This is a genomic window from Bradyrhizobium sp. ISRA464 (assembly GCF_029910095.1).
GTDB lineage: Bacteria > Pseudomonadota > Alphaproteobacteria > Rhizobiales > Xanthobacteraceae > Bradyrhizobium.
In genome coordinates, this window is the sequence record NZ_CP094526.1 from 2,458,488 (window position 1) to 2,471,031 (window position 12,544).

General features: G+C 64.6%; 12 protein-coding genes and 1 pseudogene. 4 read left to right on the plus strand and 9 right to left on the minus strand.

Annotated features, from left to right (window positions below; genetic code table 11):
- Positions 1 to 62: 62 nt before the first annotated feature.
- Complete coding sequence (locus MTX19_RS11500) at positions 63 to 1,073, plus strand: LacI family DNA-binding transcriptional regulator (RefSeq protein ID WP_280983687.1); 1,011 nt, start codon at positions 63 to 65, stop codon at positions 1,071 to 1,073.
- 175 nt (positions 1,074 to 1,248) lie between these two features.
- Here the strand turns inward: MTX19_RS11500 and nuoB are convergent, their stop codons facing one another.
- The 8 genes from nuoB to MTX19_RS11540 all read right to left on the minus strand — a co-directional run bounded on the left by nuoB (position 1,249) and on the right by MTX19_RS11540 (position 9,711).
- The gene (nuoB, locus tag MTX19_RS11505) at positions 1,249 to 1,782 is read right to left on the minus strand and encodes an NADH-quinone oxidoreductase subunit NuoB (protein ID WP_280983688.1); all 534 of its coding nucleotides are present in this window, start codon (positions 1,780 to 1,782) and stop codon (positions 1,249 to 1,251) included.
- Positions 1,783 to 1,794: 12 nt separating this feature from the next.
- Positions 1,795 to 3,306, minus strand: coding sequence for an NADH-quinone oxidoreductase subunit C (locus tag MTX19_RS11510; protein WP_280983689.1), 1,512 nt, complete (start codon positions 3,304 to 3,306; stop codon positions 1,795 to 1,797).
- An 18-nt stretch (positions 3,307 to 3,324) separates the two neighbouring features.
- Positions 3,325 to 4,773, minus strand: coding sequence for a hydrogenase 4 subunit F (locus MTX19_RS11515; protein WP_280983690.1), 1,449 nt, complete (start codon positions 4,771 to 4,773; stop codon positions 3,325 to 3,327).
- Positions 4,770 to 5,432 carry a hydrogenase-4 component E gene (locus MTX19_RS11520; protein ID WP_280976580.1) on the minus strand — a complete coding sequence of 221 codons (663 nt, stop codon included), beginning with the start codon at positions 5,430 to 5,432 and terminating at the stop codon, positions 4,770 to 4,772. The genes MTX19_RS11515 and MTX19_RS11520 overlap by 4 nt, the downstream gene beginning before the upstream one ends.
- Positions 5,432 to 6,388 (minus strand): NADH-quinone oxidoreductase subunit H, encoded by a 957-nt coding sequence (locus MTX19_RS11525; protein WP_280983691.1) that lies wholly within the window; start codon positions 6,386 to 6,388, stop codon positions 5,432 to 5,434. Before MTX19_RS11525 ends, MTX19_RS11520 begins: the two co-directional genes overlap by 1 nt.
- On the minus strand, positions 6,379 to 8,391 hold the full coding sequence (gene hyfB / locus MTX19_RS11530) for a hydrogenase 4 subunit B (protein ID WP_280983692.1): 2,013 nt from the start codon (positions 8,389 to 8,391) through the stop codon (positions 6,379 to 6,381). The genes MTX19_RS11525 and hyfB overlap by 10 nt, the downstream gene beginning before the upstream one ends.
- Positions 8,391 to 8,663 (minus strand): helix-turn-helix transcriptional regulator, encoded by a 273-nt coding sequence (locus tag MTX19_RS11535; RefSeq protein ID WP_280983693.1) that lies wholly within the window; start codon positions 8,661 to 8,663, stop codon positions 8,391 to 8,393. The genes hyfB and MTX19_RS11535 overlap by 1 nt, the downstream gene beginning before the upstream one ends.
- A gap of 154 nt (positions 8,664 to 8,817) precedes the next feature.
- The gene (locus MTX19_RS11540) at positions 8,818 to 9,711 is read right to left on the minus strand and encodes a CHAD domain-containing protein (protein WP_280983694.1); all 894 of its coding nucleotides are present in this window, start codon (positions 9,709 to 9,711) and stop codon (positions 8,818 to 8,820) included.
- 306 nt (positions 9,712 to 10,017) lie between these two features.
- On the opposite strand from MTX19_RS11540, the gene MTX19_RS11545 reads away from it, so the two are divergent.
- The 3 genes and pseudogenes from MTX19_RS11545 to MTX19_RS11555 all read left to right on the plus strand — a co-directional run bounded on the left by MTX19_RS11545 (position 10,018) and on the right by MTX19_RS11555 (position 12,228).
- Positions 10,018 to 10,452: a MarR family transcriptional regulator gene (locus tag MTX19_RS11545; RefSeq protein WP_280983695.1), complete on the plus strand. Its 435-nt coding sequence runs from the start codon at positions 10,018 to 10,020 to the stop codon at positions 10,450 to 10,452.
- Between the two features lie 19 nt (positions 10,453 to 10,471).
- The gene (locus MTX19_RS11550) at positions 10,472 to 11,242 is read left to right on the plus strand and encodes an enoyl-CoA hydratase-related protein (RefSeq protein WP_280983696.1); all 771 of its coding nucleotides are present in this window, start codon (positions 10,472 to 10,474) and stop codon (positions 11,240 to 11,242) included.
- Between the two features lie 117 nt (positions 11,243 to 11,359).
- Positions 11,360 to 12,228 (plus strand): annotated as a pseudogene (locus MTX19_RS11555) (aldose 1-epimerase family protein).
- Positions 12,229 to 12,265: 37 nt separating this feature from the next.
- On the opposite strand, the gene MTX19_RS11560 reads toward MTX19_RS11555, so the two are convergent.
- The gene (locus MTX19_RS11560; protein ID WP_280976588.1) at positions 12,266 to 12,466 is read right to left on the minus strand and encodes a hypothetical protein; all 201 of its coding nucleotides are present in this window, start codon (positions 12,464 to 12,466) and stop codon (positions 12,266 to 12,268) included.
- Between the last annotated feature and the right edge of the window lie 78 nt (positions 12,467 to 12,544).

Genomic DNA, 12,544 nt, shown 5'->3' on the forward strand with positions numbered 1-12,544 from the left:
ACATCGGTAATGTTAGCGCTAACATTATGGCTTGGCAACCCGGAATCGTGCAGGCTCCACCCATGAGCTCCGAACTGACCGACCCCGAGACCGGCCCGGCCGATGCCGCCCCGACACTTTCCGCGGTGGCCAAGCGCGCCGGCGTCTCCTCGATCACGGTCAGCCGCGTGGTGCGAATGCCAGACCTGGTTGCCCCGGAGACCCGCGCACGGGTCGAGCGGGCGATGCGCGAGCTCGGCTATATCCCGAACCTGGTCGCGGGCGCGCTGGCGAGCGCGCGGACCAATTCGGTCGGCGTACTGGTGCCGACCATCGCCAACTCGATCTTCGCCGACACGGTGCAGGGATTATCCGACAAGCTTGAACCGCTCGGCTTCTCCGTGATCCTCGCGCAGTCGCGCTATGACGCGGCGCGCGAGGATCGCATGCTCGCGGCGCTGCTGTCGCGGCGGCCGGAGGCGATCATCATGGTCGGGTCGCCGGCGACGGAGGAGGGCAGCCGTCTACTCCACAACGCGCGCATCCCGATCGTCGAGACCTGGGATTTGCCGGCAACGCCGATCGATGCGGTCGCGGGCTTTGACAATTACAAGGCCGGCGTGGCCGTCGCGAAACATCTGGTCACTCAGGGCCGCAAGCAACTCGCCTTCATCGGGGGCGACGATCCGCGCGCGACGCGCCGCTGGCTCGGCTTCAGAGACGAGATCCTGGCGAGCGGGCTTGCCGAGCCGCGCCGGCTGATCCTCGATCGCAACGCCTCGGGGAGCGTCGCGGCGCATGCGCGCCTGCCTGGTGTCGATGCGGTGTTCGCCGCCAACGACGCGCATGCGATCGGCTTCATGGCGGGCTTGCGCAGGGCGGGCCTGCTGCGCGAGGGGCCGGCGTCAGAGCAGCCGGTTGCCGTCATCGGTCTCGGCGATCTCGAAATGGGGCGGCTGATCTCGCCTGCGCTGAGCACGATCAGCGTGCATGGCGACGCGATCGGCCGCACCGCGGCGACGCTGACGCTGGAGCGAGGCGGCGAGCGCCGCGTCGACCTCGGCTTCGAGCTGGTGCTGCGCGACAGCGGCTAAAAGCGCGATGAGATTACGTTGTATCGTCATCGCGCTTTAGCTTTTTGTTTTGAGCATGATCTCCGCGCAAACGCGTTCCGCGTTTGTCGCGAGGGAAAACCGCTTCACACTTTTCCGGATCATGCTCTGGCGATCTTCGCCGGTGCGGCGTGATCACAGGCCACCAACTCTTTTCTCAGCGTGCCGCGATGCCTGAGCCCACATCTGCGAGCAAAGCAAGAAGGCCACGCAGAATGGCCATCGGGCTTGGAGGACAGCCCGGAATGTGAAGATCGACCGGCACGACCGCGGAAACCCCGCCAACCACCGCGTAGCTGCGGGCAAAGCATCCGCCGTCCCTGGCGCAATCGCCTACTGCGACAACCCATTTGGGATCGGGGGTCGCGTTATACGTGCGTTCCAGCGCTTCGCGCATGTTCTTCGTGACGGGACCTGTGACGAGCAGGACGTCGGCATGACGGGGCGAGGCGACGAACCGGATTCCGAACCGTTCGACGTCGTAATACGCATTGTTCAGGGCGTGAATTTCCAGCTCGCATCCGTTGCATGAGCCTGCATCAACCTCTCGGATCGAGAGGCTGCGGCCGAGGTGGCGTCTTGCGGTGCTGCCAACCATTGCCGCGAGCTCCGCGAGCGCGGCGTCGTCAGGACGCGGCGCCTGTTCGGTCAATGGCCGTCGAAGCAGGCTCTGAAACAGAAGTTTACGCATCTCGTCCAGTCCTCAGAGATCCTGCCCTGAATAGGAACAGTTGAACGATTTGTTGCAGAGGGGGAAATCCGCCACGATGTTGCCTTCGATGGCGGCCTCCAGCAGGGGCCATTGAAACCATGACGGATCGCGCAGATGGCATCGCTCGACCCGGTCACCGCTCAGGCGTAGCCATGCCAGGATGTCACCCCGGAAACCCTCGACGATCGCCATGCCTTCGGAAGCCGCAACCCCACCTTGCAGCGGTACCCTGACCGGTCCGGCCTCGAGCCCATCGATGATCTGATCGGCCAGTGCGAGGCTTTGCTCGACCTCGCGGATCCGGATCCAGACGCGGGCATTGACGTCGCCGTCGTTGAGGACAGGGACCTCGAAGCGCAGCACGTCGTAGGGGCGGTAGCCGGGCTTGCTGCGGGCATCATAATTGCGGCCGCTCGCACGCCCGACATAACCGCCGGCCGCGAATTGCCGGGCGAGCGCAGGATTGAGGCTACCGGCGCCGACGGTGCGGTCCTGGAGCGAGGCGGTGTTGTCGTAGAGATCGACCAGCGCCGGAAAATGCCGGCGGATCTCGCCGAGCGCGGCGCGGATCGCCGCCGGTCCGTCGCCCGCGATGTCGCGCGCCAGGCCGCCCGGGACGACGAGGTCCCGCATCAGGCGGTGGCCGAACGCAGCCTCGGCAGCGCGCAGCACGCGCTCGCGCAGCACGCCGCAATGCGCGTGCATCAGCGCAAACGATGCATCGTTGCAGATCGCTCCGATGTCGCCGAGATGATTGGCGAGGCGCTCGAGCTCGGCCATCAGCGCGCGCAGCCACAGCGCACGGGACGGTACCGTGATCTGCAACGCGGCTTCGACGGCTTGCGAGAATGCCAGCCCGTAGGCGACCGTGCTGTCGCCGGATACCCGGCCGGCGAGGCGCGCGGCCTGCTCGACGGTGCTCGCCGCCATCAGTCCTTCGACGCCCTTGTGCGTGTAGCCGAGCCGCTCCTCCAGGCGGACCACGGTCTCTCCGCTTGCGGTGAAGCGGAAATGCCCGGGCTCGATGATGCCGGCATGCACGGGGCCGACCGCAACCTGATGCAGGCTATTACCCTCGGCCGGAAGGAACGGATAAGGCGAAGCATCCGGCGATGCCTCAAGACGTTCGCCCAGCGGGGCGCGCATTTGCCAGCGACCGTGATCGAGCCAGCGGCGTGTATCCGGCGTTCCCACGGCCTCCAGTCCGAACAGGTCGTGGATGGTGCGTTCCAGTCGAAGCGCCGGACGATGATAGGCCGCGACCGAAGGATAATGGTGATCGGGACAATCCAGGCTGATCACGCCGATATCGGCAGTGCGGTCGTCGAGAATGGCCATATTCACGCATGACGGTTCGCCCCATAGCCCGAGCAGGCTCAACGCGCCGTCCGCAAGGGAGCTGGCGGCGGAGCGCCAGACTTCGCCGTCCACGACTGCGCGCGGCCATGGGTGGTGCCGTTCCACCCTGCGGCCCGCCCGGATCAAATCGCTCAACGCCGGCATATCCCGTTCTCCCTCGCGCTAACCCAGCAGGTTGGCGACGTGCTGGAACCAGACGACGAGCGGTCCCGGAAGGTAAATGCCCGCAGTCAGGACAAGCGCAAAATGCGCGAACATCGGCAGGTAGGATGCGTCCGCCGGGGCGGTACTGCCGCGCGGCTCGCCGAAGGCGACGCTTGTCAGCCGCAGCATGAGCGCGCCGAAAGCGAGCAGCAGGCCGACAACCAGCAGGACAGCGAGCAGCGGCTGGCGTGCGAAGGTGGAGCTGACGATGAGAAACTCGCTCATGAAGATGCCGAGCGGCGGCAGACCGGCGATCGCGACCACGCCGATCGCAAGGCCCCAGCCGAGCGCCGGATGCGTTTCGGTCAGGCCGCGGATGTTGGCGATCTGTTGCGTGCCCTTCACCTGTGCAATGTGGCCAACGGCATAGAAGATCCCCGACTTGGTGAGGCTGTGCATCACCATGTGCAGCAGGCCGGCGAAGTTGGCGAGCGGACCGCCCATCCCGAACGCAAACACGATGATGCCCATGTGCTCGATCGAGGAATAGGCAAACAGCCGTTTGATGTCGCGACGGCGGTACAGCATGAAGGCCGCGAAGAGTAGCGAGGCCAGTCCCATCGTCACCATCAGCGGGCCCGGCGAGATCGCGTCGGTATTGGCGGCCAGCAAGATCTTGAAGCGGAGCACTGCATAAAGCGCAACGTTGAGCAGCAGGCCGGAGAGTACGGCCGAGATCGGGGTCGGGCCCTCGGCATGCGCATCCGGAAGCCAGGCGTGCAGCGGCGCCAGGCCGACCTTGGTGCCATACCCGAACAGCAGGAAGACGAAGGCGACGTTGAGCAGCGCCGGGTCGAACGTCGCGGCGCGGTCGATCAAGACGGTCCAGACCATGGCGTCCTGCCCCTCGCCGACAACCGGCCGCGCGGCCATGTACACCAGGATCGTGCCGAACAGCGCGAGCGCGATGCCGACGCTGCCGAGGATGAAATACTTCCAGGCCGCCTCGAGCGCGGCGTGCGTCCGATAGATGCCGACCATCAGGACGGTGGTGAGCGTGGCGACCTCGATCGCGACCCACATCAGGCCGATATTGTTCGACACGAATGCGAGATTCATGCCGAACATCATGACCTGATACATGGCGTGGTAGAAACGCAAATAGCCCGGCGTCAGTCGTCCGGTCTCGATTTCGTGGGCAATGTAGCTCGCGCTGAACACGCTCGTGGTGAATCCCACGAAGGTATTGAGCACGATGAAGACGATGTTCAGGTCATCGACCAGCAGGTACTGACCAGGTTGCGGGCGCGCGATGACGAACAGCGAAAGTGCGGCCAGAAAGGTGCCGAGGCTTGCAAGAATGTTGATCGCGGCGGTCAGCCGGTAACCCGGCAGTGCCGCAAGCATCGCTGCGGCACCGACCGGTATCAAAAGCACCCAGGCGACAGCATCCGACGCGGCGGTCATCGCCGCTCTCCCCTGAATTCGTCCAGAGCGCCGATGTCGACGGTGTCGAACCGTTCCCGAATGCGGAACAGGAACACGCCGATCACGATGAAAGCGATGAGAATCGAAAAGGCCACACTGATCTCCACGACGAGCGGCATGCCCTTGGCGCCCGTCGCGGCCAGCACCAGCCCGTTCTCCAGCGACATGAAGCCGACGACCTGACTGACAGCGTTGCGCCGCGTCACCATGACCAGCAATCCCAGCAGCACGACCGACAGCGCGAAGGCGAGGTCTTCCCGGGCCAGGGGATCGGCCGCGCCGGTCACGCGCAGCATCAGCACCATCGAGAGTGCGACGAGCCCCATCCCCGCCAGCATGGTGGGTCCGATGCCCACTGCAGTCTCGATATCGCGGTGAATGCCGAGCTGCTTGATGATCCGATGCAGCGCCACCGGGATGACGATGGCCTTGAACACCAGGGCGATGACCGCGGTCACGTAGAGATGTGGTGCATTCTGGACGAACGCCTGCCAGGCGACCGAAAACGCGAGCACCAATGCGTGAAGCGCGAAGATGTTCAGCAAGGCGTACAAGCGGTCCTGGTACAGCATCATGAAGCTGATCAGGACGAGGCCGCCGGCGAGCAGATGGGCGATGTCAAAAGCGAGATTGGGCATCAGAAGCTCTCCGACACGAAACGAAGAAGCGTACCGAGCAGACCAAGCATCAGCGCCGCGCCGAGGAACTCGGGAACGCGGAAGACGCGCATCTTTGCCGTCGCGGTCTCGAACACGGCGAGGAGAAAGCCTGCGAGAGCAAGCTTGAACAGATAGGCGCCGACGCTCACAACATAGGACAGCGGGCCCGCGCCGACGATCGTGATTTGCCACGGGAAGAACACGCAGATGATCAGGGAGACGTAGAGCAGGAGCTTGAGAAAGGCGCCGAACTCGATCATGGCGAGATGGCGCCCGGAATACTCCAGGATCATCGCTTCGTGCACCATGGTGAGCTCCAGATGCGTCGCCGGGTTGTCGACCGGGATGCGGGCATTTTCAGCGAGCGCCACCATTATGAGCGCGATCATCGCCATTCCGAGCGAGACGCGCAGTCCCACCTCCGATGACGCCATGAAGGTTGCGACGGTCGACAGCTGGGTCGAGCCGGCAATGAGCGCCACGCAGAATACCATCAGCATCATCGCGGGCTCGGCGAGAGCGGCGATCATCACCTCGCGGCTGGAGCCGATGCCGCCGAAGCTGGTGCCGACGTCCATGCCGGCAAGCGCAAGGAAGAAGCGCGCGCTTCCGAGCAGGGCGACGATCGCGATCAGGTCGGCGCTCCAGCTGAACTGCAGGCCGGTCGCGAACGTCGGAACCAGCGCCGCCGCGACCCAGATGGCGGCAAACGTCACATAGGGCGTGACGCGGAACAGCCAGGACGCGTTCTCGGCGAGCACGACCTCCTTGCGCAGCAGTCGCAGCAGGTCGCGATAGGGTTGGAAAACCGATGGCCCTTTCCGCCGCAACAGGCGGGCCTTGATCTTGCGAACGAAGCCCGTCAGCAGCGGCGCGAGCAGCAGCACCAGTGCCATCTGCCCCAACTGCACGAGCATGTCAGAGATTACGACCATATCGCCAGCACCAGCAGCAATGTGACGAGGGTTGCAAAGACGAGGCTGAGATAGCGGCGGATGGTCAGGAACTGGAGATGGTTCAACCGTTCGGCGAGAAACCGCACCGCTTCCGTCAGCGGTACGTACAGCCCTTCCCAAACCAGATCGTGCATGTCGATCTTGAGGTGGGCCGGCCGCAGGTCGCCCGGCGGCGGCATGTCGACATGTTCACGGGCCTGGAAGATCAGCGTGCCGAATACGCGGCGGATCGGCTGCACGAAACTGGCTCCGGAATACTGCGCCGCGGGTGTCGGATCGGCGAAGCCGCAACCCCAGGCGGGACCTCGTCTGATCGCGCGCGACGCAAAGCGATGGATGAAATAGACCGCAAGCGACGCCGCGGCCGTTATGAAAACGAAAACGAGCAATCCGTTGTAGGAGCTGCGGCTCTCTGCGATCGGAACGATCGAGAGCCAGGGGTCGTTCGCCTGGACCGGCATCCGGTGGCCGATGATGGCCTGCGCGACGGGTGAAAGGGCGTCGATGACCAGGCCCGGCAGAATTCCGGCCAGGAAGCAGAGCGCCGCGAGGCTGTACATTGCTGCTAGCGAATAACGATCGACTTCGTCGGCGGCTGCCGCGACGGGGCTTCGCGCGCGTCCGAGGAATGTGATGCCGAAGGCTTTGACGAAACATGCGGCCGCGAGTGCTGCCGCCAGCGCCAGCGAGGCGCCGACCGCGGGCACCATGATCTTCAGGCTCCATTGCGGCAGATCGGGGCTTTGCAGAACGGCCTGAAAGACCAGCCACTCCGACACGAACCCGTTGAACGGCGGAAGCGCCGAGATCGCGACACAACCGACGAGAAAGGCGAAGCTCGTGAGCGGCATGCGGTGGATCAGGCCGCCCAGTTTCTCCATGTCGCGTTCGCCGCTTGACGTCAGGACGGCGCCGGCCCCGAAGAACAGCAGGCTCTTGAAGAACGAGTGGTTGAGGACATGGAATAGCGCGGCCGTGAAGGCGAGGGCTGCGGCCAGGCCAAGGCCGTTCGCCTGGAAGGCGAGCGCAAGGCCGAGGCTCGTGAAGACGACGCCGACGTTCTCGATCGTGCTGTAGGCGAGAAGGCGCTTGAGGTCGTTCTCCATCAGCGCATGGAGGATTCCCATCACTGCGGTCGCACCGCCGAGGACCAGCACCACGACACCTGCCGACCAGCTTGGTGGACCGAGCAGATCAAACACGACCCGAATAAATCCGTAGATCGCGACCTTCGTCATAACGCCGCTCATCAGCGCCGAGACGTGGCTCGGAGCCGCGGGGTGGGCGAGCGGCAGCCACACATGCAACGGGACCAGGCCGGCCTTCGATCCGGCGCCGAGCAACATCAGCGCAAGCACCAGCGCCGCTTCGGACGGCGTGTGCTGGGCGCTGCGTATGGCGGCAAATCCGTAGCCGACGCCGGCTCCCGACAACAGGCCGAAGGCCAGCAGCAGGGCCAGCGTGCCGAAGCTTGCCATCACGAGATAGACGTAGCCCGCTCGCGCATTGTCCGCTTCGCGATGGTGCGCCATGACGAGCGCCCACGACGCGAGCGACATGAACTCCCAGCACAGCAGATAGGTGAACGCGTCGTCCGCAAGCACGACGAGGTTCATCCCGGCCAGGAATGCTGGAAAGAAGGGAAGGACGCGGTGCGGCGCAGATTCGTGGCTGCCATAGCCAAGGCCGTAAAGACTTGCCGCCGCACCGCCGAGATTGACCACGGCAAGAAAGAATGCGGCGAGCGCGTCGAGACGGAAATGTGATCCCAGCCAGGGCAAGCCGATCGGCAGCACCAATTCCGTCGCGTCGGCGTGGGCGATGAGGGAGAACAGGGCGCCGGCGAACGCGATCAACGAAATCGCAAACGTTGCGCCGTAGACGATAATTGTCGATTTGCGCGATCTGCTCGTTCCGATCGCGAGAAGGGTCGTCCCCAGCAGTGCGGCCACACACCAGATCTGCTGATCGACCGCCGGCATCACATCTGCACCTTCGGCGAACTCGATCCGGCCTTCAGTCGTACGCCGCGGCCGCCGCCGCTACTGACGGCTCCCTCGTTGATGACCTCGATGCCGGCGGCGCCGAGCGCGTCGATCAGTTTGACGAGCGAGTCGACATTGCCCCGAATTGTGCCCTCGCTTGCCTCCATGCGCTGGATGGTCGGCACCGAAAGTCCGGATAGTTCGGCGAGCTGTCGCTGGTCGATGCCGAGCAGGGCCCTCGCAGCTCGCAGCTGCGCCGCAGTGATCATCGGTCTGGCCGTCGATTGAGATTCGGGTCTGTTTGGTTGTCATTTATGCACGCCAAATAATGATGTTACAAGGGCAATAAATGATATTTTAAACATCAGGCAAGCCGCCAGCCGGGCCCGCACCGGGTGCGGATGCAAGCGCGCCGACACGCGCTCAACCGGAGATTTTTCGATAGATCGCCGCAGCCCGGCGCAAGAGTCGGCTCTTCTTCTTTCGCTCGTCCAGTTTCTTGTGCGCGGCTTTCCCGCCTCGCTGTTCCTGATCGTCAATACTTCCGATAAGCGCGCGGCGGACCTCCGCATCGTTCAGTTCGCCGAGGACCTGCTGCCCCTTGCGCAGATACTTCAGAACGACCCTCCACGACGCGTAGTCGTCCTCCGGCAATCCTCCTTCGGAGAACTCGATGGCGTAGCGCAGCCGCTTGCTGGCGAGCCGCACCCGGTGCCGCTTATTCTTGCCCATGCCCTGCAAGCCGCGGCTCTTCTGCGCGAGCTGTTTGTGCCATCGCGCAAGGCGTCCGGCATGAAAATCCGACACCGGAACGGCGCGCCGTTGCGCTGCGCGACGATCCTGCCTTGCGGTCCATGGGCCGCTGCCGACCCAGTTCCACATCGCTTCGAACCATTGCAGGTAACGCTCGCTGCCGAGCACATCCTTGAGCCGTTCGAAAGCCTCGCCCCGCGCAGCCACGAACACACGCTCTTCGGGCTCGCCCTTGCTGTTCTCGATCGCGACATCGAGATCACGCGTCGCGCCGAGATATCCGCTCAACCATTTCAGCTCGGACTTCAGCCGTGACCATTCGGGATCCGCGACCATTCGTCCGTAAAATGCGATCGCGGCCTTCAGCCGCGTCAGCGCGACGCGTGTGTGGTGCAGTGCTGTCTGATCGCCGGCAAGGACAGCTTCGTGATTGGTTGCGACTTCCTCGAGACATTCGGACAGGATCAGACGAAATGCGGTCTCGCAACGCATGGCTGGACTGAGATGGCGCGGCCGCTTCGGGCGGACAGCGCGTCCCTTGGCCGGACTTGCCGATGGCGTCATGGACTCTCTCGCGACCCCGTCGGAGCCGCAAAACCCGACAAAGCGGCACCCTGGGCCCGAAGCTTTCCGGGTTGATTGATTTCGATCAAGGGTTTTCTGCCAATCCAACGATGCTGCATAGCGAAAAGAATTGCACACATGCGACTGAGGCGGGAGCGCTTTGCGCGAACCCGCCCGCCGCGAGCGCGTGTCCGTCTCCTCGGCGACGGGCCACCGGTCTTGCGCGCGCGATTCCGTGACGGAAGGCAAGGTATTTCGTGTACGAAGTACCTTGATATTTCGCATACGAAGTATATACCGATACGCATGAGGGCAGAGCACCGGCTGATCTTTCTTTTGACCGTGGCCTATCGACGGTTGCAGCGCGCGATCGAGCAGGAGACGGCCGCGCACGACCTGACGTCGGCTCAGGCGGGCGTGCTGTTCTTTCTCGGGCGCAACGATGGCGCGCTGATCGGCGACGTCTCGCAGGCGCTCGACATCGTGCCGTCGGCGATGACCGGACTTGCCGACCGGATGGAACGTGCGGGCCTCGTGAAGCGCCGGCGCGACGGTGAGGATGGGCGCAGCCAGCGGCTCTATCTGACCGCGGCGGGACAGGAGTTCGGCAAACGCGCCGCGACGCGGACGAGGCTGATCAACAACCGCCTGATGGAGGGGTTTTCGGAAGCCGAGATCGACGTTGTGTCGCGCTGGCTGACCAGCCTGCAAGAGAAATTTCCGAAGGACAAAGACGCCTAGCAAGCAACAGGAGTGAGGCATGAGTGAATTGGTCAACGTGGCGCTGGACGCGGGCGTCCTTACCGTAACGATGGCGCGTCCGGACAAGAAGAATGCGATCACCAACGCGATGTATGGCGCGATGGCCGACGCGCTGGAACGCGCGGAAGGCGATTCCGCGATCCGCGCCGTGCTGTTCCAGGGCGACGGCGACAGCTTCACCGCGGGTAACGATCTCGCAGACTTCGCCGCGGCCTCGCAAGGCGCGCAGGGCGAGCGGCACGTGACGCGCTTTCTCGCCAAGCTCACGGCTGCAACGCGGCCGCTGGTTGCCGCCGTGCAGGGCAATGCGGTCGGCATCGGCACCACGATGCTGTTGCATTGCGATCTCGTCTATCTCGCTTCGAATGCAGGGCTGATCACGCCATTCGTCAATCTTGCGCTGGTGCCGGAGGCCGCCTCGACCTATCTCCTGCCGCAGCGCATCGGCTACGCCCGCGCCTATGCGATGTTCGCGCTCGGCGAGCCGGTCGAGGCAGAGGCCGCGGTCGCCGTCGGTCTTGCCAACGCAGTCGTGCCGCTCGACGATCTCCGCGTCAGGGCGCGGGCGGCGGCCGAAGCGCTCGCCAAGCGGCCGCTCGGCTCGCTTCTGCACACCAAGGCACTGATGCGCGACACCGCCAGGATATCAGCGCAAGTGGCGTGCGAAGGCGAGATTTTCCAGCAGCGGCTGATGAGCGCGGACGCGCGCGAGGCCTTTGCCGCCTTTGCCGAGCGTCGCCCGCCGGATTTTTCCAGGATCACAGGGTAGGCGGAGCTGGCTCGCGCCGCCGATCAAAGCCGTGCCGGTGTGCGTCAACGGGGTTGACGCTGCCGCCACGATCGAACATCCCGTTTCGCGGCACATCGTAGTCCGGCGAGGCGAAGCATGAGCGACAGTCACACGCTGCGCGGCGACAGGATCGCCGCGACCATTCTGGCGCAGGGTGCCGAGTTGTCGTCGTTGAAGGCGGCCGATGGGGCTGAGCTGCTGTGGCAGGCGGGGCCGCAATGGCCACGCCACGCACCCGTGCTGTTCCCGATCGTCGGCCGGCTGAAGAACGACACGCTGCGTCACGACGGCAAGACCTATCCGATGGCGCAGCACGGTTTTGCGCGGGACCGTCGCTTCACATGGCTGGAGCAGGGGCCGCGGTCCTGCAAGCTCGCGCTCACCGACGACGCCGAAACCCGCGCACGCTATCCCTTCGCCTTCAGGCTCGACGTCACCTACCGGATCGACGGCTCCGATCTCGACGTCGCCTTCGAGGTCACCAACACCGGCGAGGTGATGCTGCCGGCCTCGCTCGGTGGTCATCGACCTTCAACTGGCCACTGCTGCCGGGATTGTCGAAGGAGGCCTACACGCTGAGCTTCGAGAAGGACGAGCCCGCACCGGTCCGCCGTCTGAAGGGTGGGCTGATGCGGCCGCAATCCGAACCCAGTCCGATCAGGGGCAGGACGCTCGCATTGTCGGAACGGCTGTTCGACGACGACGCCATGATCCTCGATCAGGTCGCGAGCACGTCGGTTCGCTTCGCGGCCGGGCAAGGTCCGGCGATCGGCGTCTCCTGGAACGGCTTTCGCGAGCTCGGCGTCTGGTCAAAGCCGGGCGGTGCGCCGTTCCTCTGCATCGAGCCGTGGCATGGTTTCGCAAGCCCGGCGGAGTTCGACGGCGAGTTCGCCGACAAGCCCGGCCTGATGCATATCGCGCCGGGCACGCGGCAGTCGCTGAGCTATCGCATTCGCGTCAGCTGAATGCCGCGCCGCGCCGGATCACGGCTGCACTGGATCATCAATGCGCGCGGCCTCCGAGCACGCTCGTGATCCCGCTGACCGACGGTGGGTTCTCGCGCGCCCATGCCTCATGCGCTGCCAGATCCCGGTAGTGGTCAGCCATGCGCAGCAGCCGTTCGCGGATGCTCTGGTCCTTCTCGTCCTTGGCCTGGTCGGCCAATTGCGAGGCCCGTTCGAGAAGCGCTTTCGGATCGATCACGGCAAGCTCCAAATCCGGTTTCGCCTGGCAATCAACGACTGCAGACAAGCACGGTTCCCGCACGGTTTGATGACAGCC

Excerpts from the sequence above, each read along its gene's own strand:
- MTX19_RS11500 (WP_280983687.1), top strand. The coding sequence starts at position 63 with ATGAGCTCCGAACTGACCGACCCCGAGACCGGCCCGGCCGATGCCGCC.
- nuoB (WP_280983688.1), bottom strand. The coding sequence starts at position 1,782 with ATGCGTAAACTTCTGTTTCAGAGCCTGCTTCGACGGCCATTGACCGAA.
- MTX19_RS11510 (WP_280983689.1), bottom strand. The coding sequence starts at position 3,306 with ATGCCGGCGTTGAGCGATTTGATCCGGGCGGGCCGCAGGGTGGAACGG.
- MTX19_RS11515 (WP_280983690.1), bottom strand. The coding sequence starts at position 4,773 with ATGACCGCCGCGTCGGATGCTGTCGCCTGGGTGCTTTTGATACCGGTC.
- MTX19_RS11520 (WP_280976580.1), bottom strand. The coding sequence starts at position 5,432 with ATGCCCAATCTCGCTTTTGACATCGCCCATCTGCTCGCCGGCGGCCTC.
- MTX19_RS11525 (WP_280983691.1), bottom strand. The coding sequence starts at position 6,388 with ATGGTCGTAATCTCTGACATGCTCGTGCAGTTGGGGCAGATGGCACTG.
- hyfB (WP_280983692.1), bottom strand. The coding sequence starts at position 8,391 with ATGCCGGCGGTCGATCAGCAGATCTGGTGTGTGGCCGCACTGCTGGGG.
- MTX19_RS11535 (WP_280983693.1), bottom strand. The coding sequence starts at position 8,663 with ATGATCACTGCGGCGCAGCTGCGAGCTGCGAGGGCCCTGCTCGGCATC.
- MTX19_RS11540 (WP_280983694.1), bottom strand. The coding sequence starts at position 9,711 with ATGACGCCATCGGCAAGTCCGGCCAAGGGACGCGCTGTCCGCCCGAAG.
- MTX19_RS11545 (WP_280983695.1), top strand. The coding sequence starts at position 10,018 with ATGAGGGCAGAGCACCGGCTGATCTTTCTTTTGACCGTGGCCTATCGA.
- MTX19_RS11550 (WP_280983696.1), top strand. The coding sequence starts at position 10,472 with ATGAGTGAATTGGTCAACGTGGCGCTGGACGCGGGCGTCCTTACCGTA.